The following is a 17,708-nucleotide window of genomic DNA, read 5'->3' on the forward strand; positions in this document are numbered from 1 at the left end:
GCGGTGGCGCGGATGGAGGCCGAGCACAATCCGCATGTTCCGGCGTCCATGACGCTGAAAGGCGGCCCGATCGACACGCGGCGCAGCCCGACGGCGGTCAACAAGCTGGCGGAAAAGCGCGGCTCGTCCTGGTTCCGGCGCAATTGCATCCATGTCGCGCCCTTTCCCTTCCCGGGCGTGGGCCGCGACGTCTATCCGGGCTTCCTGCAATTGTCGGGCTTCATGGCGATGAATTTCGACCGCCATGTCAACGCTCATCTCGACATGTTCAACCATCTCGTCAAGGGCGACGGCGATTCGGCCGAAAAGCATCGCGAATTCTATGACGAATATCTCGCGGTGATGGATCTGACGGCGGAATTCTATCTGCAGACCATCGATACGGTCTTCGTTCATCACGCTTTGCCCAAGGGCGAGATGAAACATCGCGGCGAGCCGGTCGATCCGACCATGATCCGCCGCGTCGGCCTGATGACGGTCGAAGGCGAGAACGACGACATTTCCGGCGTCGGACAGACCGAGGCCGCGCAGGATCTCTGCGCGAATATTCCGCCCGAGCTGCGCCTGCATTATTTGCAGAAGGATGTCGGCCATTACGGCGTGTTCAACGGCTCGCGCTTCCGCAAGGAAATCGCGCCGCGGATCTGCGCCTTCCACGCCCAGGTCGAAGCCTATCGCAAGAAGAAGCGCCCGGTCTTGACCAACGCCTGAGGCGGGTCCGCGTCAGGCCTGGGTCGAGGCCGCGGCGCGCCATTGCGCCAGCATGGCGCGCAGGGTCGCGGGCTTGACCGGCTTGTTGATCACCATCACATCCTTTTCCGCCGCGCGGGCGCGCATGTCGTCCGAGCGGTCTGCGGTGAGCAGCGCGGCGGGAATCGAAGCGCCGAATTTCCAGCGCAGCGCCACGATGGCGTCGACGCCATCGCCCTCGTCGAGATGGAAATCCGCCAGAATGGCGTCCGGGACCCGTTTGGCGCGGGCGAGTTCGGCAATGGCCTCGCGCTGGCTTCCGGCGACGACGGCGACGCAGCCCCAGGCCGACAGCAGCGAGCGCATGCCGTCGGCGATCAGCTTGTCATTGTCGATCGCCACCACGGTCATATTGACCAGCGGCGATTGGCGCGAGGCGGCGGCCGGCGGACCGTCGCGGCGCGCGGCCTGCGGCGGCGGCGCGGCGGCGGGCGCCGTGACCATGAACACCGAACCCTTGCCGGGCGCCGAGCGCAAGGCGAGCTGGTGGCCGAGCACGCGCGCCATGCGCTCGACGATCGACAGGCCGAGGCCGAGGCCGGGCTCCGCGCCCACCGTGTCGAGCCGTTCGAACTCGCGAAACACGCTTTTCTGCTTTTCCAGCGGGATGCCCATGCCGGTGTCCCACACTTCCAGCCGGACCTTGCCGCGCGACCGGCGCGCGCCGACCAGCACCCGGCCGCCCGGCGTATATTTGACCGCGTTGGAGATCAGGTTCTGCAACAGCCGGCGCAGCAGGCGGCGATCGGAGCGCACGGCGAGCGAGCAGGGAACGAAGGCGAGCTTGAGGCCCTTCTTCTCCGCCAGCGGCGCGAATTCGATCCGGAGCTGGCGGAACAGGTCGTCGACGCGGAAATTGCTCAGCTCGACCTTCATCGCGCCGGCGTCGAGCCGCGACATTTCGAGCAAGGCCGAGAAAATGTCCTCGACCGCCTCCAGAGCGGAATCGACATTGCGCGCCAGCGCGCCGGTTTCGCTCGGGGGCGCTCCGGCGGCGGCGCGCTGGATCATGGTGGCGGCATAGAGCCGCGCGGCGTTGAGCGGCTGCAGGATGTCGTGGCCGGCGGCGGCGAGGAAGCGGGTCTTGGACAGATTGGCCTCGTCGGCCTGGGTCTTGGCGCGGCCCAGTTCGTCGTTCAGCCGGGTGAGCTGCTCGGTGCGCTCATGCACGCGCCGCTCCAATGTTTCATTGGCGGATTCCAGCGCCTGTTCGGCGGCGAATTGCTCGGTGACATCGGTATAGGTCACCACCAGACCGCCGTCCGGCATCCGGGCCGAACGGGTCTCGATCACCTTGCCGGAGGTCGCCAGCGGCACGCGGAACGGCTCGGTATTGGTCAGGCGCTCCAGCCGGCCCGCCACCAGTTCGTCGGTCGGGCCGTCGCCATAGAGGCCGCGCTCGGCGTTGAAGCGCAGGATGTCGTCGAGCGCGACGCCGGTGCGCGTGAAGCCCGCGGGCAATTCGAACATGTCGCGGAACTCGCGGTTCCAGCAGGTCATGCGCAGATCCGCGTCGAACACCGATATGCCCTGCCGCGCGAAATCCAACGCATGCTGGAGCACGTCGCGATTGTAGAGCAAGGCGGCGGAGGCGTCGTCGACCAGGCGCAGCGCGGCGGCGCTCGACACATTGCGCCGGCGCAGCAGCAGCGACAGCACGAGGCGCGAGGAGGCCGCGCCGATCGCCGAGGCGAGCAGATGTTCGGACAGCCGCAGCAGGTGGATGTCCGCCTCGGCGCGCGGGTCATAGGTCTGGCCGCGGCCGATGTGATAGGTCTCGAAGGCCTCGCGCGTGCGCTGCGCGCCGAGATAGCGCGCGACCGTCGCCTCCACCTCCGCCGAGGCGACGCTGGAGCGCCATAGCCGGAAGGCTTGGGCCATGGGCGCGGCGTTCTTGCTGACGAAAATATCGGCCTGCAGACGTTCGATCGGGGTCGGCCGGCGCACCAGCGAGAAGGCGACATAGGCGAGGCTGTTGCCGAGCAGGCTCCAGAACACGCCGCGCACCAGAGTGGACATTTGCAGGTTGAAAATATCGGGCGAGGGCAGGTCGGGCCGGGGCGGGAACTGCGCCGCTGCGATGATCCGCTGCATCATGCCGGCGTCGAGCGAGGGCGCGAGCAGCATGAAGGCCCAGATGGTCACGCCGGTGATCAGGCCGGCGATCGCGCCGAGCGACGTGCCGCGCCGCCAGACGAAGGCGCCGATGAAGGCCGGGCCGAATTGCGCCATGCAGGCGAAGGACAGAATGCCGATCGATGCGAGCAAAGCCTCGCCGGTCAGGCGATAATAGCCGAAGGCGAGAATCAGCACGACCAGGATGGCGACGCGGCGCACGCGCAGGATGCGCCGTCCCGCCTCGCCCTCGGCGACCGTCCGCGCGCGGCCGTTGCGCAGCCGGCCGAACCGCAGCAGCATCGGCAGGACGAGATTGTTCGACACCATGATCGACAGCGCGACCGATTCGACCACCACCATGGCGGTCGCCGCCGAAAGCCCGCCGATCATGGCGATCAGCGTGACAGGGCCGTTTTCCGCGTCGATCGGCAGCGCCATGACGCTGATGTCGCGGTCGACCACGTCGGGAAACAGCACCAGCCCGGCGATGGCCAGCGGGACGACGAAGAAATTGATCGCCAGCAGATAGAGCGGGAAGACCACCGCCGCGGAGCGTATGTCGGTCTCGTCGTGATTTTCGACAATGGCGACGTGAAACTGGCGTGGCAGCAGCATCATGGCGCCGCTCGACAGCAAAGCGAGCGTCACCCAGACCGAGAGATCGGGCGGCGCCGCAAGCACGGCGCGGATGCGCGGGCTCGTCGCCGCGCGCTGGAACAGGTCGCCGAGACCGTCGAACATCCACCACACGACAAAGGCGCCGACGACCAGAAAGGCGAGCAGCTTGGCGACGGATTCCGCCGCCACCGTCACCATCAGCCCGTTCTGGTGTTCGCCGGCGTCCACGCGCCGCGTGCCGAAGGCCATGGCGAATAAAGCCAGCAGGATCGCGACGCCGAAGGCCAGCCGGTCGGGCCAGACCGAAGGCGGCGGCGGATCGAAGGGCGCGACATTGCCGAAACCGACGATCAGGGTCGCGGAAATGGCCTTGAGCTGCAAGGCGATATAGGGAATGACGCCGATGACCGCGATGATGGCGGCGACCGCCGCGACCGCCTCCGACTTGCCGTAGCGGGCGGCCAGGAAATCGGCGATGGAGGTGATGTTCTGCGCCCGCGCCAGCCGCGCCACCCGCGCCACCAGCGGCCAGCCGAAGCCGAACACCAGCATCGGCCCGATATAGATCGGCAGGAAGTCGAGGCCGTTGGACGAGGCGAGCCCGACCGAGCCGAAAAAGGTCCAGGAGGTGCAATAGACGCACAGGCCGAGCGTATAGACGATGCGCCGCGTCCTCTTGCCCGCAAAACGTCCGGCGTGCCGGTCGCCATAGACGGCGAGCGCGAGCAGGCCGAGGAAATAAAGCAGGGTCGCGGCGATATAGATCCAGCTCGCGGGCATGAGGCTCCTATGGCGCTTTCCGGGCGAAAAGACGCAAATCCCTTCGCGCCGCCCCCTTCGCGCCGATTGACCGTTTCCCGAGGCTCGGCTTAACCTTCAGGCTCCGTTCCGACGCGCCGGACAGGGGGATTCCATGAGCATTCTAGAAGAATTTAAAAAATTCGCCATGCGCGGCAATGCGCTGGATCTCGCCGTCGGCGTGGTCATCGGCGCGGCCTTCGGCAAGATCGTCTCCTCGCTGGTCGAGGATCTGATCATGCCGGTGATCGGCGCGATCACGCCGGGCAATCTCGATTTCTCCAATTATTATCTCGCCCTGAGCTCGAATATCGCCAATCACCCCGCTTACGCCGACGCCAAAAAGGTCGGAGCGGCCTTCGGCTATGGCGCCTTCCTGACCGCGCTGCTGAATTTCGTCATCGTCGCCTTCGCCCTGTTCCTGCTGATTCGCGGCGTCAACAAGCTGATGGCGACCAAGGAGGAGCCCGCCGCGCCGGCCGAGCCGCCACGCAGCGAAGTGCTGCTTGGGGAAATTCGCGACCTGCTCGCCAAGCGCTAAGTTTGGTCAGGGCCTATGTTTTCGAGGGCTCGAAAGCATAGACGCCCGGCGGCGTCAGCCGCCGCCGCGCCGGTCGGCGCGGTCGCCTCCGGCGCTTTGACCAGGGCTGCGTACGTCAGGCGCGCGTCGGGGCGGCCAGCCAGGCGGCGACGTCGGGCCACAGCTTCTTCAGCGCGCGGGCGCCCAGAAACAGATGGAGATGGCCGCCGGGGACGACAGCGGAGCGGATCGCCGCCGCCGGCGTCCCGACCAGATCGGCGCAGGCCAGCGTCTGTTCCGGCGCTGCGACCTCGTCGTTATGCGCCGCAATCAGGTAAAGCGGGTGATGGATGGTCTTGAGGCCGATCTTCTTGCCGAGGGCGACGAATTCACCGCGCGCGAGCTGGTTGCGCTTGTAGAGCTTGTCGACCACTTCGAGATAGAAGGCGCCCGGCAGGTCGAGCGTGCGCCCGCTCCAGGCGCGAAACAGAGCAGCCTGCGCCGCGAAACGCTCGGAATCGAGCGGCAGCTCGCTCTGCAGCAGCTCGTGAATCTGCTCCGGGCTGTGCGCCATCAGCCCCCAGAATTGTTGCGCCTGCGCGCCGCGCGCGAAGCCGCCGCCGAGGCGCACCAGCTCCTGGAAGGTTTCCATCGGCGTCGAACGCGCCAGAGCCGACAGCGGCGAATCGACGACATGGGTGTCGACGGGCGCCGCTGCGATCACCAGTTTGCGCGCCTTGGCGGGGAAGCGCGCCGCATGGATCAGGCTGAGCCAGCCGCCCTGGCACAGGCCGACGAAATCGCAGGCGCCGCCGAGTTCGTCCACCATGACGTTGAGATCGGCGAGATAATCGTCGATGCGGCGGAAGATCTGGGTGTTGCTGGTCGACAGCCATTCGACCAGATAGACCGGCGCGCCGCTGGCGCGAAGCTGCGCGACGAGGCTGTGGCCCTCGCACAGATCAGCGAGGCGGGCGTCGTGCAAGGCGAAGGGGGCGCAGACCAGAATCGGCGTGCGTCTTGTGTGCGCCCGCGCGCCAGTCCCGGCGGCGACGGCTTTGGGCGGCGGCCCGAACTGACGCAGCCGCGCCGCGCCCAATTGCAGGACGACCTTGTTCCGGCTCGCCCAGACCGGCTCGGGCGGCGGCGCGGGCTTTCGGCGCGGCGCGAGCGCGTCGACCATGTGGCGCAGGAAAACGGCGCCGGCCTCGGCTGCGAACAGCGTTGGCCAGAGCAGGTTCGCCCATTCGGTTTCGAGGTCGTTTTTGCGCGGCATGGCCGCACTGTGGCATGAAACGCCATGGAATGGGCGCCTCATCCTTTGGCCAAGCCCGAAAAGGCGCGCGCAATTGGCTTAAGGCGCCGAAGCGGGGGGAGTTGCGGCCGGCGCGTCAAGGCGGCTAAATTCGAGCCCGACAACGAAAATGCGCGCGAAATCCGCGCGACAGGGAGACGTCTTGCAAAGGAAGCATTCTTGGTCCCGGACGCTGGGGGGCTGGGGCGCCGGCGCCTTGCGCGGGGCCGTGCTCTCGGCCGCGCTGCTGACCGCGCCGCATGCGGGTCTCGCCGCCGAACCTGCGGGCGCCGATTCGGCCGCCGAAGCGGCGGCTCCCGCGCAGACCATTGCGATCGGCTATCTGCGCCGGGCCGAACAAGGCACGGCCGTTTCCCGCCTGCAATTGCCCGCCGAAAATGACGGCGAGGCCGGCGCGCTCGTCGGAATCGACGACGACAATGTCACGGGCGAATTTCTCGGCCAGGCCTTCAATCTCGTCCAACGCCGCCTGCAGCCGGGCGAGGATGCCGCCAAAGGGCTGGCGGATCTCGCCGGCAAGGGCGTCAAATTCGTGATCGCCGACCTGCCCGCCGGCGCGCTGGTCGGCGCCGCCGACAGCCCGGCGGCCGCCAATCTGCTGATCTTCAACATCGGCGCCCCGGACGATATTTTGCGCGAGGAATTCTGCCGCGCCAATGTCATCCATGTCGCCCCGACCCGCTCCATGCTTGCGGATGCGCTGGCGCAATATCTGGTCTGGAAGCAATGGCGCAAATGGTTCCTCGTCACGGGCTCGCATCCGGAGGACAAGCTCTGGGCCGATGCGCTGAAACGTTCGGGCGCGCGCTTCGGCGCCAAGCTGGTCGAGGAGCGGGTGTTCGAGGATCGCGGCGGCGCGCGGCGTTCGGACAGCGGCGTCGCTTTGGTGCAGAAGCAGATTCCGTCCTTCACGCAAGGCGTCCCGGCCTATGACGTGCTGGTCGCCGCCGACGAAAGCGCCGTCTTCGCCGATTATCTGCCCTTCCGCACCTGGGATCCGCGCCCGGTGGCCGGTTCGGCGGGGCTGGTTCCGACCGCCTGGGATCCGTCCAACGAGCAATGGGGCGCGACCCAGTTGCAGCAGCGGTTCGAGCGGAAATTCTCGCGCTTCATGACGCCGCTCGACATGAACGCCTGGACGGCGGCGCGCATGATCGGCGAGGCGGCCGCCCATAATGCGGGCGGCGACCCCGCCGCCGCGAAAGGCTATTTCCTGTCGAAGGATTTCGCGCTCGCCGCCTTCAAGGGCCAGAAACTGACCCTGCGCGACTGGAACCTGCAATTGCGCCAGCCGATCCTGCTTTCGGACGGCCGCAATGTCGTTTCCGTCTCGCCGCAGGAGGGCTTCATGCATCAGTTCTCGGAGCTCGACACTTTGGGCCTTGATCGACCGGAGACGAAATGCCGCTTCAAGTGAACATGCTGGCGCTGGCCGCCGTTCTTGCCTCCGCCACGCCGGCTTTGGCCTTCGACGCCTTCGTCACCAACGAAAAAGGCAATAGCGTCACGGTGATCGACACCGACAGCCTGACCGTGAAAAAGACCATTCCGGTCGGCCAGCGCCCGCGCGGCATTGTCGCCAGCCCGGACGGCAGCAAGCTCTATGTCGCGCTCGGCGATTCCGACGCCATCGCCGTGATCGACCCCAAGACATACGCCATCGCCGAGCAGTTTCCGGCGGGGCGCGATCCGGAACGGGTCGACATCTCGCCCGACGGCAAGACCCTTTATGTGACCAATGAGGACAGCAATTTCCTGACGGCCTTCGACGCCGCCAGCAAGGAGCGGATTGGCGCCGTGCGCGTCGGCGTGGAGCCGGAAGGGCTGGCGGTGAGCCCTGACGGCAAGATCGTCGTCGCCACCACCGAAACCACCAATATGGCCCATTTCGTCGACACCGCAAAACGCAAGACCCTGGCCAATGTGCTGGTCGACCAACGCCCGCGCATGGCGGCCTTCACGCCGGACGGCGCCGAGGTCTGGGTCTCGGCCGAGATCGGCGGCGATGTAGTGGTGATCGACGCCGCCAGCTTCAAGATCAAGGACCGCGTGAAATTCGACGTGCCGGGCCTGCGCTCGGAAAATGTCCAGCCGGTCGGAATCACCATGACGCGCGACGGCAAGCTGGCTTTCGTCTCGCTCGGACCGGCCAATCGCGTCGCGGTGGTGGACGTGAAGACCCGTCAGGTGTTGAAATATCTTCTCGTCGGCCAGCGGGTGTGGCATGCCGCCCTCACGCCGGATGGCAAATATCTGTTGACGAGCAACGGCGTGTCCAATGACGTGTCGGTCATCGACGTCGAGGCGCTGAAAGTGGTCAAATCCGTGCAGGTTGGCGAATCGCCCTGGGAACTGGCCATTCCCGCCCCGCAGAAGCCGTGAACGGGACCATGATGAGCGAGACCGCGCCGGCGCTGGAATTGCGCCATGTCAGCCATCGTTACGGCCCGCGTGTGGCGCTGGAGGATGTGAGCTTTTCCGTCGCCCCCGGCGCCTTTTGCGTGCTGCTCGGGCTCAACGGCGCGGGCAAGAGCACGATGTTTTCGCTGGTCACAAGGCTGTTCGCCTTGCAGAAGGGCGAAATTCTGGTGCTGGGGCGCGACCTGTCGCGCAATCCGCGCGCGGCTCTGGCGGAACTGGGCGTGGTGTTCCAGTCGCGCACGCTCGATCTCGATCTCTCGGTGGCGCAGAATTTCTATTATCACGCCGCTTTGCACGGCATTGGCCGCAAGGAGGCCGCCGCGCGCACGGAAGAGCTGCTGCAGGCGGTCGGCCTCGCCGACCGGGCGAAGGACAAGGTCCGCGCGCTGTCGGGCGGCCAGATGCGCCGCGTCGAAATCGCCCGCGCGCTGCTGCATCGCCCCCGCCTGCTGGTGCTGGACGAGCCGACGGTCGGCCTCGACATCGGCGCCCGCGCCGGCATTCTCAAACTGGTGCGCGGGCTGATCGCGCGGGAGGGCGTGAGCGTGCTCTGGGCCACCCATCTGACCGACGAGATCGAGCCAGGCGACGCGGTGGTCGTGCTGCACAAGGGCAAATTGTGCGCCGAGGGCAAGGTCGAGGACCTGTTGGCCAAGACCGGCGCGGCCGATATGAAGGCGGCCTTCGTGGCCCTGATCGACGAGAGCGAAACGCGAGGCGCCGCATGAGCATCGAGGCCGCCGTCCCCCGCCGTCTCGGCTTCGGGGCTTATCTCATCTGCCTCCAGGGCATCGTCTGGCGCGAAGGCCTGCGCTTCCTGCACCAGCGCGAGCGTTTCATCTCCGCTCTGGTGCGGCCTTTGGTCTGGCTGTTCATTTTCGCCGCCGGCTTCCGGCAGGTGCTGGGCGTCTCGATCATCCCGCCCTATGACACCTATGTCCTCTATGACGTCTATATCACGCCCGGCCTGATGGCGATGATCCAGCTTTTCAACGGCATGCAATCCTCGCTCTCGATGGTCTATGACCGCGAGATGGGCAATATGCGCGTGCTGCTGCTCAGCCCGTTTCCGCGCGCCTTCCTGCTGTTCGGCAAGCTGATCGCCGGCACGCTGGTCTCGGTGCTGCAGGTCTACGCCTTCCTGCTGATCGCCTGGTTCTGGGAGATCGAGCCGCCGCGGATCGGCTATCTCACCGTGCTGCCGGCGCTGCTGCTGGTCGGCTTGATGCTCGGCGCGCTCGGCATGTTGCTGTCTTCGCTCATCAAGCAATTGGAGAATTTCGCCGGGATCATGAATTTCGTCATCTTCCCGATGTTCTTCGCCTCGTCCGCGCTTTATCCGCTGTGGCGCGTGCAGGAAGGCAGCCCGGCGCTCTATTACGTCTGCCAGGCCAATCCCTTCACCCATGCCGTCGAACTGATCCGCTTCGCGCTTTATGGCCAGTTCAATCCGCTCGCTTTCGCCGTGGTGGCCGGTTGCGCTTTGGTCTTCATGTCGGCGGCCATTTTCGCCTATGATCCCTCGCGCGGCCTGATGACCCTGCGCGGCGCGCCCGGCGCGGGCGCCTGAATAAAAATTTTATCTATAGGAATAGTAGACAAATAACGCGCGGCGACGCTAATTTCCCATGATGGTGGACTGGGATTCGCAGCTTTATCTGAAATTCGAGCGCGAGCGCGCCCAGGCGGCGCGCGACCTGATCGCGCGGATTCCGCCGCTCGCCCCTCGGAAAATCGTCGATCTCGGCTGCGGTCCCGGCAATAGCGCCGCCATGCTGGCGCTTTATTTTCGCGGCGCCGACATTCTCGGCGTCGACACGTCCGAGAACATGCTCGCCGCCGCGCGCGAGCGCCTGCCCGTCGCGCAATTCGTCCAGCAGGATATCAAGGATTGGGAGGCGGAGGACAAGGTCGACCTGATCTTCGCCAATGCCGCGCTGCATTTCGCGCCGGACCACCATCGCCTGCTGCCGAAGCTGATGTCCTTCCTTAATCCGGGCGGCGTTCTCGCCGTGCAGATGCCCAATGTGCTGCAGGACGCCGCCCATGCCCTCATGCGCATGGTGGCGGTGGACGGCCCCTGGGCCGAGCGGCTGGCCCCGGTCGCGAAATCGCGGGCGATCATCGGCTCGCTCGACGATTATTACGCCTGGACCGCGCCGCATTGCCGGATGATCGATCTCTGGCAGACGACTTATGTCCATCCGCTCGACGGGCATGACGCCATCGTGGACTGGTTCGTCGGCTCGGCCTTGCGGCCCTTCCTGAACCAGTTGCGCGACGAGGAAACGCCCACTTTTCTCGCGCAATATCGCCGCGAACTGGAATTGGCCTATACGCCGCAGGCCGACGGCAAGGTGCTGCTGCTCTATCCGCGCCTGTTCTTCGTCGCGCAGAAATAGACGGCCCTCAGGGCGTCTTTTCCTGGAGCCTCCTGCCATAGGAGACGGCATAGGCGCCCGAGCGATAGGCCAGGATCGGGTCCGGCGAGGCCTCGATGCCGGGGCCGAGCAGGTTCGGATCGAACATGACGTCCTCGCAGGTTCCCGCCGAGGCGGAGCCGGCCTCGGTCAAGGACAGGGTTCCCGCCTTGATCTCGCGGCGTTCCGTCGGCCAGAGCAAAGTCGGATTGTCGAGGGGGTCGCCCGGTTCGCCGATGGTGACGATCATGTCCCATTCGACCGGGCCGGTCTGCAGGCGATCGGCCAGCTTCTGCTCCAGGAAGTCATGCGGCGCCGCCGCCATTTCCTCCGCCGTGAGCGCCTTGGCGCCATCGCGCGGCTCGAAGCGCCACTTCACCCAATGGCCCTGTTTGGCGGCATCGACGAATTTGAACGCATGGATGCTGTAATAGCGGCTGTCGCCATAGGAATCCGGCGGGTTGTTCGCCTTAAGCCAGTCGACGAAGGTCTTGGCGGCAGGATTCGAGGCTATATAGGCTTTGAGCTTTTCCGGATCTGGCTTGCCCGTCGCGGGGTCGCTCGCGGAGGCGACCTGGAAATCGTAAAAGCTCTTGACCGTCGCGGACGGGAAAAACGGCGCGTTGATCATGACCAGGTCTTGCAGCCCGCCATCCGGCAGCGTGACCTGCAAGGCCAGCCCGCGCGGCGCGGGCGCCGCATCGCCAGCCGAAGGATTGGGGCCGGCGATGGAGAAGCGAAAGAGGACCGGCAGGCTCTCGCCGGAGAAGAGCGGCGAGACGGACAAGGCGGCGGCGTCCGGATCGCCCTTGAAGGTCCCCGCCCCGCAGAAGCCCTTGCCGTGATTGCGGCGCAGCCCCTTGTGCAGGCCGGTGATGTTCTGGATCGCGTCGACCATCTGGTCGGGCGACGGGTCGTCCGCCGCTTGTGCGGGCAGCGCGCCGAAAACGACGGCGGCGCAGCCAACACCGAGAAAAAGCTTAACGGCGAGATTCACGGCAAAACGGCTCATCGGCGCCTCCATTTTGGAGCCGGCACCCTAGCAGATCGCGAAAGTCGGCGGCAGTGCGATTCTGCCGGGCGGTCCTTGCCGCGCCGCCCTTGACCCATCGCCCTTAACCATGGCCGCCTTGCCAAAGCCATTTTTTCGCGGCAAACACGCCATATGACGCAAAGACTGCCGCGAACGATCCTCCTGGCCGCCGTCCTCGCTTTGCAGGGATTCGGCCCCGCGCGCGCCGCGCCGCCCAAACATGCGCCCTTGCCGCCCGTGCGGCCGGCCTTCCCGGACGACCCGCCGCTGCCGCCGGACGATCCCAATGCGCCGCAGGCCTCAGCCGAGGGGCAGTCGCAACAGGCGGCCTACCAGCAGGGCGCGGCCTCGCAATATGCGGCCAATCCGCCCGCATCCTTCGGGCCCTTCGGCGCTCTATTCGCGCCGGCGCCCCAACCGGCGCCGCCCCCGCCCCCGCCAGAGGCGATGCAAGCCGTCGCGCCCCAGCCTGCGCCCACGCCCCGGCCCAGCCCGGTCGAATCCGCCTCGGTCCAGCCGGTCACGTCGGGCCCGGCCGATTACCCAAGCGCCCAGGTCAATTTGCGGCGCGACCGCGACGAGGAGGTCGAGGGTTTCGCCATCGCCGAAAAGGCGGGCCTCGCCGACATGACCCGCAAATACGCCCGCCAGCACGGCGTGCCGCTGGCCTTGCTCCATCGCGTCATCATGCGCGAGAGCAAATATTGCCCGCGGCTGATCAATCGCCGCTATTTCGGCCTGATGCAGATCACCCCGGCGACGGCGCGCTCGATGGGCTACAAGGGCGGGCCCAAGGGCCTGCTCGATCCCGAGACCAATCTCGCTTATGCCGTGCCTTATCTCGCCAACGCCTGGGCGCTCGCCGACGGTGACATGGACCGCGCGGTGCGGCTTTACGCCGCGGGCTATTATTACACCGCCAAGAACAAGGGCATGTTGAGCCAGATGCGCGACGCCCATTCGCCGCCGGTCCGGCCGACCGTGGCGAGCCTGGCCGATACCGCGCCGCCTCCGCCGCCGCAGCCGACCAATATTTTCCAGGCGATGTTCGGGACTCCCAATCGCTGACCGTCCGTGAAAAGACTCCGCGAGAAGGCCAAGGGGGCGGGGCAGGGCATGAACCAGGGCAGGGACAGCGAAGCGCCTCCCGGGCGCGCTCTGCGGCTCATGGCTTGCGACGCGGAAGACCTCGCCGTGCTCGCCGCCCATTTGCAGGATTCCATCCTGCGCGTCGGCGACATGGCCTTCCTGCCGCGTGAAAAACGCTTCGTGCTGGTGCTGAAACGGTTCGACTGGCTGAGCGCGGAGGGCGGCGCGCCGCAAAGGGCGCAGACCGGGCTGCATTTCGATCATGTGCGCAAGGTCGCGCTGCACGGGTTCCGGCAGGACCGGCCCGATGACATCCTCAACCTGCTGAATATCGAATTCATCCCCGGCGACGTGCCCTCGGGGGCGGTGAAACTGGTCTTTTCCGGCGGTTGCGCGCTGCGGCTGGAGGTGGAATGCCTCGAGGCGCGCATGGCCGATCTCGGGCCGCGCTGGCGGGTCCGCCATACGCCGGGCCACAAGGCCGAATGAGGATGTGGAGCCGCGGCGGCGCTTGACAAAAGGCGCCCGGGCCTACAAACCGCTCGCCTGTTCCTGAGGAGACATGCGATGCCGTTCCGGCTCGACGCCGCCGCCGCCGATTTCCACGGAAAATTCGAGCAGCTTCTGCATATGAAGCGCGAGACGGCGGAAGATGTCGATCATATCGTCCGCGACATTATCGCGGATGTGATCGCGCGCGGCGACGCCGCTGTGATCGATTATTCGCGCCGGTTCGACCGCATCGAGCTGACGCCGGAAACCCTGCGCATTTCGCGGGACGACATCGACGCCTCGATGGCGCAGTGCCCGAACGAACAGATCGCCGCGCTGGAGCTGGCGCGCGACCGCATCGTCGCCTTCCACGAGAAGCAGCGCCCGAGCGACCTGCGCTTCACGGATGCGACCGGGGCGGAGCTGGGCTGGCGCTGGACGGCGGTCGAATCCGCCGGGCTTTACGTGCCGGGCGGCACCGCCTCCTATCCGTCCTCCGTGCTGATGAACGCCATTCCGGCCAAGGTCGCCGGGGTCGAGCGCCTCGTCATGGTGGCGCCGGCGCCGGACGGCCAATTGTCGCCTTTGGTGCTGGCGGCGGCGCATATCGCCGGGGTGGACGAGATCTATCGCATTGGCGGCGCGCAGGCGGTGGCTGCTCTGGCCTATGGCACGGAGACCATCGCGCCGGTGGCCAAGATCGTCGGGCCGGGCAACGCCTTTGTCGCCGCCGCCAAGCGCCGCGTGTTCGGCCAATGCGGCATCGACATGATCGCCGGCCCCTCGGAAGTGCTGATCCTGTCCGACAAGACCGGCAATCCGGAATGGATCGCCATCGATCTGCTCGCCCAGGCCGAACACGATACGGCCGCGCAGTCGATCCTCATCACCGACGATCGGGCTTTGGCCGACGCCGTCGAGGCGGCGGTGGCGAAGCGGCTTGAAACCCTGCCGCGCCGGGCGATCGCCGAAAAGAGCTGGTCGGAATTGGGCGCTGTCATCGTTGTCGACAAACTGGAGCACGCGCTCCCGCTCGCCGACCGCATCGCGGCCGAACATCTCGAAATCATGGCGGATAACGCGGAAGAACTGGCGGCGGGCGTGCGCAACGCCGGGGCGATCTTCATCGGCGCCCATACGCCGGAAGCCATCGGCGATTATGTCGGCGGCTCCAACCATGTGCTGCCGACGGCGCGCTCGGCGCGTTTTTCCTCGGGCCTCAATGTGCTGGATTTCATGAAGCGCACCTCGCTGCTGAAATGCTCGCCGGAGAGCCTGCGCGCCATCGGTCCTGCGGCGGTCGTGCTCGGCAAGGCCGAACGGCTCGACGCCCATGCCTTGTCCGTGGCCCTGAGACTCGAACAGGCGTGAGCCCATGCGCCATCTCGACGCCCTGCGCCGCAATCGGCTGATCGCCGTCACGCTCGACGAAGCGTCGATCGGTCGCGGCAGTCCGGACCAGGAGCATGAGCGCGCCATCGCGATCTATGACCTGACCGAGGAAAATTCCTTCGCCTTGCCCGGCCATGCCGGCGGCCCCTATCAGCTCCATATCGGCCTGCACGAAACCAAGCTGGCGCTGAACATTCTCGACGAGGCCGGCGAGCCGATCATCGTCCATATCCTGTCGCTGGCGCCCTTCCGCCGCATCCTCAAGGATTATTTCATGATCTGCGAGAGCTATTTCGCGGCGATCCGCACCGCCAGCCCGGCGCAGATCGAGGCCATCGACATGGGCCGGCGCGGCTTGCACAACGAGGGCGCGCAATTGCTGGCCGAACGGCTGCGCGGCAAGATCGAATGCGATTTCGACACGTCGCGGCGCATTTTCACCCTCGTCACCGCCCTTCACTGGAAGGGCTGATGGCGAACGGCTCGCGTCCCTGCGTCCTGTTCGCCTGCGCCATGAACAGCGTGCGCTCGCCCATGGCGGAGGGCCTCGCCCGGCTGTTGTTCGGCCCGGACATGGAAGTCGCCTCCGCCGGCGTGCGCGCGGTCGACATGGATGGATTCGCGCTCTGCGTGATGGCCGAGATCGGCATGGCCATGATGGGCCATGTCCCGCAGACGCTCGACGAGATCGATCTGTCGCGTTTCGAGTTGATCGTGACGCTCTCGCCGGAAGCGCATCATCGCGTACTCGAATTGACGCGCGATCTCGACACGCCGGTCGAATATTGGGCGACCGAGGACGTCACCCATCTCGACGTCGCGCGCGACCAGAAGCTTGACGCCTATCGCGCCGTGCGCGACGGCCTGAAGGAGCGGATCGGGCGCCGGTTCGGCTGAGCCTCAGGCCAGTCCCGCCAGCGCCTCCCGACTCGCCGCAACCACGCCTTTTTCCGTAATGATGCCGCTGACCAGTCGCGCCGGGGTGACGTCGAAGCCCGGATTGCGCGCCGGCGTGCCCTGCGGCGCGATGCGCACCGAGATCACCTCGCCATTGGCGGCGAGGCCCGGCATGAAGGTCACTTCCTCCTGCGCGCGCTCCTCGATGGGGATCTGGCGGCCCTCCGCCAGCGCGGGATCGAGGGTCGAAACCGGCGCCGCGACATAGAACGGCACGTCATTGTCCTGCGCGGCAAGCGCCTTGAGATAAGTGCCGATCTTGTTGCAGACGTCGCCATTGGCGGCGATGCGGTCGGCCCCGGCGATGCAGAGATCGATCTCGCCATGCTGCATCAGATGGCCGCCGGCATTGTCGACAATCAGCGTATGCGGGACCCTCTGCTGGCCGAGTTCGAAGGCGGTCAGCGAGGCGCCCTGGTTGCGCGGCCGGGTTTCGTCCACGAAGACATGGAGCGGAATCCCGGCGGCCTGCGCCTTGTAGACCGGCGCGGTGGCGGTGCCCCAATCGACGGTGGCGAGCCAGCCGGCGTTGCAATGGGTGAGGATGCGCACCGGCGCGCCGCCGCGCTTTTCCGCCGCCGCGCGGATCAAGGCGAGGCCGTGCTCGCCGATCGCGGCGTTGCAGGCGATGTCCTTGTCGGCGAGATGTTTGGCGAAGGCGAAGGCCGCGTCGCGGCGCAGGTCTTCCGGCATGGGCTGCAGAAAGCCGCCGATGCGCTGCAGCGCCCAGGCGAGATTGACGGCGGTGGGACGCGTCGCGCGCAGGACTTCGACCGCCCGGCCGAGCGCGGCGTCGGACGGATCGGCGCGCATGGCGAGCGCCACGCCATAGGCGGCCGTCACGCCGATCAGCGGCGCGCCGCGCACCAGCATGTCCTTGATCGCGCGGGCGGCGTCGGCGAGATCGCGCAGCAGGACCTCGGCCACCACATGGGGCAGGCGGGTCTGGTCGAGGATGACGACGCCCTCGCCGTTCGGGTCGGGCCAGATGGCGGTGCGGCTCGCGCCATTGATCAGCATGTAACGGTCCTTTTCGCGCGCGGCGGTTTTACGCCGCCGGGCGGCTCGATGAACAGGGAGGCGACGACCTCGCCGTCGCGCAGCGCCAGCAGGGTGCCGGGCTTGATCGTCATCCAGCTTTCGTCGCTGGTCAGCGGCCCGGTGGCGACCACGGTGACGCAATCGTTCGGCCCGGTCTCCTCGGCGAAATTCACCTTGCGGTCCTCGTCGATCAGCGTCGCCTCGCCGAAGGGCGCGCGGCGGGTCAGGCAGGCGAGTCTCTTGCCGCAGAAGGCGTAAAGCGTGCGGCTGTCGGTGAGCAGCATGTTGAACACGCCGAGCCGCGCGAGCCTTGTGCTGAGCTGGAGGATTTCGCGGTCGAGCTGGGCGGCCGCCGGCAGCGTTTCGAAACGCGCGCGCAACTGGTCGAGCATCCAGCAGAAGGCGTGTTCGCTGTCGGTGGTCCCGACCGGCGCATAAAAATCGAGCGGCAGCGCCTTCACGCCGCGCAATTGGCCGTTATGGGCGAAGGTCCAGACGCGGCCCCACAATTCGCGCGAGAAGGGGTGCGTGTTGGCGAGCGTGACGCGGCCGCGATTGGCCTGCCGGATATGGGCGATGACCGTGCGGCTCTTGATCGGATGCGAGCCGACGAAACGGGCGATGTCGGAACTGGCGGCGGGCTCGGGATCGTGGAAGGCGCGCGCCGCGCGTCCTTCGTAAAAGGCGATGCCCCAGCCGTCGCGATGCGGGCCGGCGCCGCCGCCGCGCCGCGCGAGGCCGGCG

General features: G+C 66.8%; 17 protein-coding genes. 12 read left to right on the top strand and 5 right to left on the bottom strand.

Annotated features, from left to right (window positions below):
• A partial coding sequence (phaZ, locus tag ACE3S9_RS04260; RefSeq protein ID WP_374545190.1) for a polyhydroxyalkanoate depolymerase occupies positions 1 to 711 on the top strand: 711 nt, incomplete at its 5' end.
• A gap of 12 nt (positions 712 to 723) precedes the next feature.
• On the opposite strand, the gene ACE3S9_RS04265 is transcribed toward phaZ, so the two are convergent.
• A complete protein-coding gene (locus ACE3S9_RS04265) occupies positions 724 to 4,266 on the bottom strand; it encodes a NahK/ErcS family hybrid sensor histidine kinase/response regulator (RefSeq protein ID WP_374545191.1) in 3,543 nt (1,180 codons plus the stop codon).
• Between the two features lie 139 nt (positions 4,267 to 4,405).
• On the opposite strand from ACE3S9_RS04265, the gene mscL reads away from it, so the two are divergent.
• Positions 4,406 to 4,825: a large conductance mechanosensitive channel protein MscL gene (gene mscL / locus ACE3S9_RS04270; RefSeq protein ID WP_374545204.1), complete on the top strand. Its 420-nt coding sequence runs from the start codon at positions 4,406 to 4,408 to the stop codon at positions 4,823 to 4,825.
• 115 nt (positions 4,826 to 4,940) lie between these two features.
• Here mscL and ACE3S9_RS04275 read toward each other — a convergent pair whose 3' ends face one another.
• On the bottom strand, positions 4,941 to 6,080 hold the full coding sequence (locus ACE3S9_RS04275; RefSeq protein WP_374545192.1) for a hypothetical protein: 1,140 nt from the start codon (positions 6,078 to 6,080) through the stop codon (positions 4,941 to 4,943).
• A 262-nt stretch (positions 6,081 to 6,342) separates the two neighbouring features.
• On the opposite strand from ACE3S9_RS04275, the gene ACE3S9_RS04280 reads away from it, so the two are divergent.
• The 5 genes from ACE3S9_RS04280 to tam all read left to right on the top strand — a co-directional run bounded on the left by ACE3S9_RS04280 (position 6,343) and on the right by tam (position 10,942).
• Positions 6,343 to 7,536: an ABC transporter substrate-binding protein gene (locus tag ACE3S9_RS04280; RefSeq protein WP_374545205.1), complete on the top strand. Its 1,194-nt coding sequence runs from the start codon at positions 6,343 to 6,345 to the stop codon at positions 7,534 to 7,536.
• Positions 7,521 to 8,501, top strand: coding sequence for a PQQ-dependent catabolism-associated beta-propeller protein (locus ACE3S9_RS04285; protein ID WP_374545193.1), 981 nt, complete (start codon positions 7,521 to 7,523; stop codon positions 8,499 to 8,501). Before ACE3S9_RS04280 ends, ACE3S9_RS04285 begins: the two co-directional genes overlap by 16 nt.
• Before the next feature lie 11 nt (positions 8,502 to 8,512).
• Entirely contained in the window at positions 8,513 to 9,268 is a 756-nt protein-coding gene (locus ACE3S9_RS04290) for an ABC transporter ATP-binding protein (protein WP_374545194.1), read from the top strand.
• A complete protein-coding gene (locus tag ACE3S9_RS04295; RefSeq protein ID WP_374545195.1) occupies positions 9,265 to 10,110 on the top strand; it encodes an ABC transporter permease in 846 nt (281 codons plus the stop codon). Before ACE3S9_RS04290 ends, ACE3S9_RS04295 begins: the two co-directional genes overlap by 4 nt.
• A gap of 61 nt (positions 10,111 to 10,171) precedes the next feature.
• Complete coding sequence (tam, locus tag ACE3S9_RS04300; protein ID WP_374545206.1) at positions 10,172 to 10,942, top strand: trans-aconitate 2-methyltransferase; 771 nt, start codon at positions 10,172 to 10,174, stop codon at positions 10,940 to 10,942.
• A gap of 7 nt (positions 10,943 to 10,949) precedes the next feature.
• On the opposite strand, the gene ACE3S9_RS04305 is transcribed toward tam, so the two are convergent.
• The gene (locus tag ACE3S9_RS04305; protein ID WP_374545196.1) at positions 10,950 to 11,972 is read right to left on the bottom strand and encodes a catalase family peroxidase; all 1,023 of its coding nucleotides are present in this window, start codon (positions 11,970 to 11,972) and stop codon (positions 10,950 to 10,952) included.
• A 153-nt stretch (positions 11,973 to 12,125) separates the two neighbouring features.
• Between ACE3S9_RS04305 and ACE3S9_RS04310 the strand changes: the two genes are divergently transcribed.
• From ACE3S9_RS04310 to ACE3S9_RS04330, 5 genes are all read left to right on the top strand, one after another.
• Positions 12,126 to 13,061, top strand: a complete 936-nt coding sequence (locus ACE3S9_RS04310) for a transglycosylase SLT domain-containing protein (protein ID WP_374545197.1) — start codon at positions 12,126 to 12,128, stop codon at positions 13,059 to 13,061.
• 48 nt (positions 13,062 to 13,109) lie between these two features.
• The gene (locus tag ACE3S9_RS04315) at positions 13,110 to 13,571 is read left to right on the top strand and encodes a DUF2948 family protein (protein ID WP_374545198.1); all 462 of its coding nucleotides are present in this window, start codon (positions 13,110 to 13,112) and stop codon (positions 13,569 to 13,571) included.
• Positions 13,572 to 13,649: 78 nt separating this feature from the next.
• Positions 13,650 to 14,945: a histidinol dehydrogenase gene (hisD, locus tag ACE3S9_RS04320; RefSeq protein WP_374545199.1), complete on the top strand. Its 1,296-nt coding sequence runs from the start codon at positions 13,650 to 13,652 to the stop codon at positions 14,943 to 14,945.
• Between the two features lie 4 nt (positions 14,946 to 14,949).
• Positions 14,950 to 15,438, top strand: a complete 489-nt coding sequence (locus ACE3S9_RS04325; RefSeq protein ID WP_374545200.1) for a UPF0262 family protein — start codon at positions 14,950 to 14,952, stop codon at positions 15,436 to 15,438.
• Complete coding sequence (locus ACE3S9_RS04330) at positions 15,438 to 15,863, top strand: low molecular weight phosphatase family protein (RefSeq protein ID WP_374545201.1); 426 nt, start codon at positions 15,438 to 15,440, stop codon at positions 15,861 to 15,863. Before ACE3S9_RS04325 ends, ACE3S9_RS04330 begins: the two co-directional genes overlap by 1 nt.
• A 3-nt stretch (positions 15,864 to 15,866) precedes the next feature.
• Here the strand turns inward: ACE3S9_RS04330 and mtnA are convergent, their stop codons facing one another.
• Positions 15,867 to 16,943 carry an S-methyl-5-thioribose-1-phosphate isomerase gene (gene mtnA / locus ACE3S9_RS04335; protein ID WP_374545202.1) on the bottom strand — a complete coding sequence of 359 codons (1,077 nt, stop codon included), beginning with the start codon at positions 16,941 to 16,943 and terminating at the stop codon, positions 15,867 to 15,869.
• The coding region (locus ACE3S9_RS04340) for a class II glutamine amidotransferase (RefSeq protein ID WP_374545203.1) at positions 16,937 to 17,708 on the bottom strand (772 nt) is incomplete at its 5' end. The genes ACE3S9_RS04340 and mtnA, both read right to left, overlap by 7 nt.

The organism is Rhodoblastus sp. (assembly GCF_041915505.1).
Taxonomy (GTDB): domain Bacteria; phylum Pseudomonadota; class Alphaproteobacteria; order Rhizobiales; family Beijerinckiaceae; genus Rhodoblastus.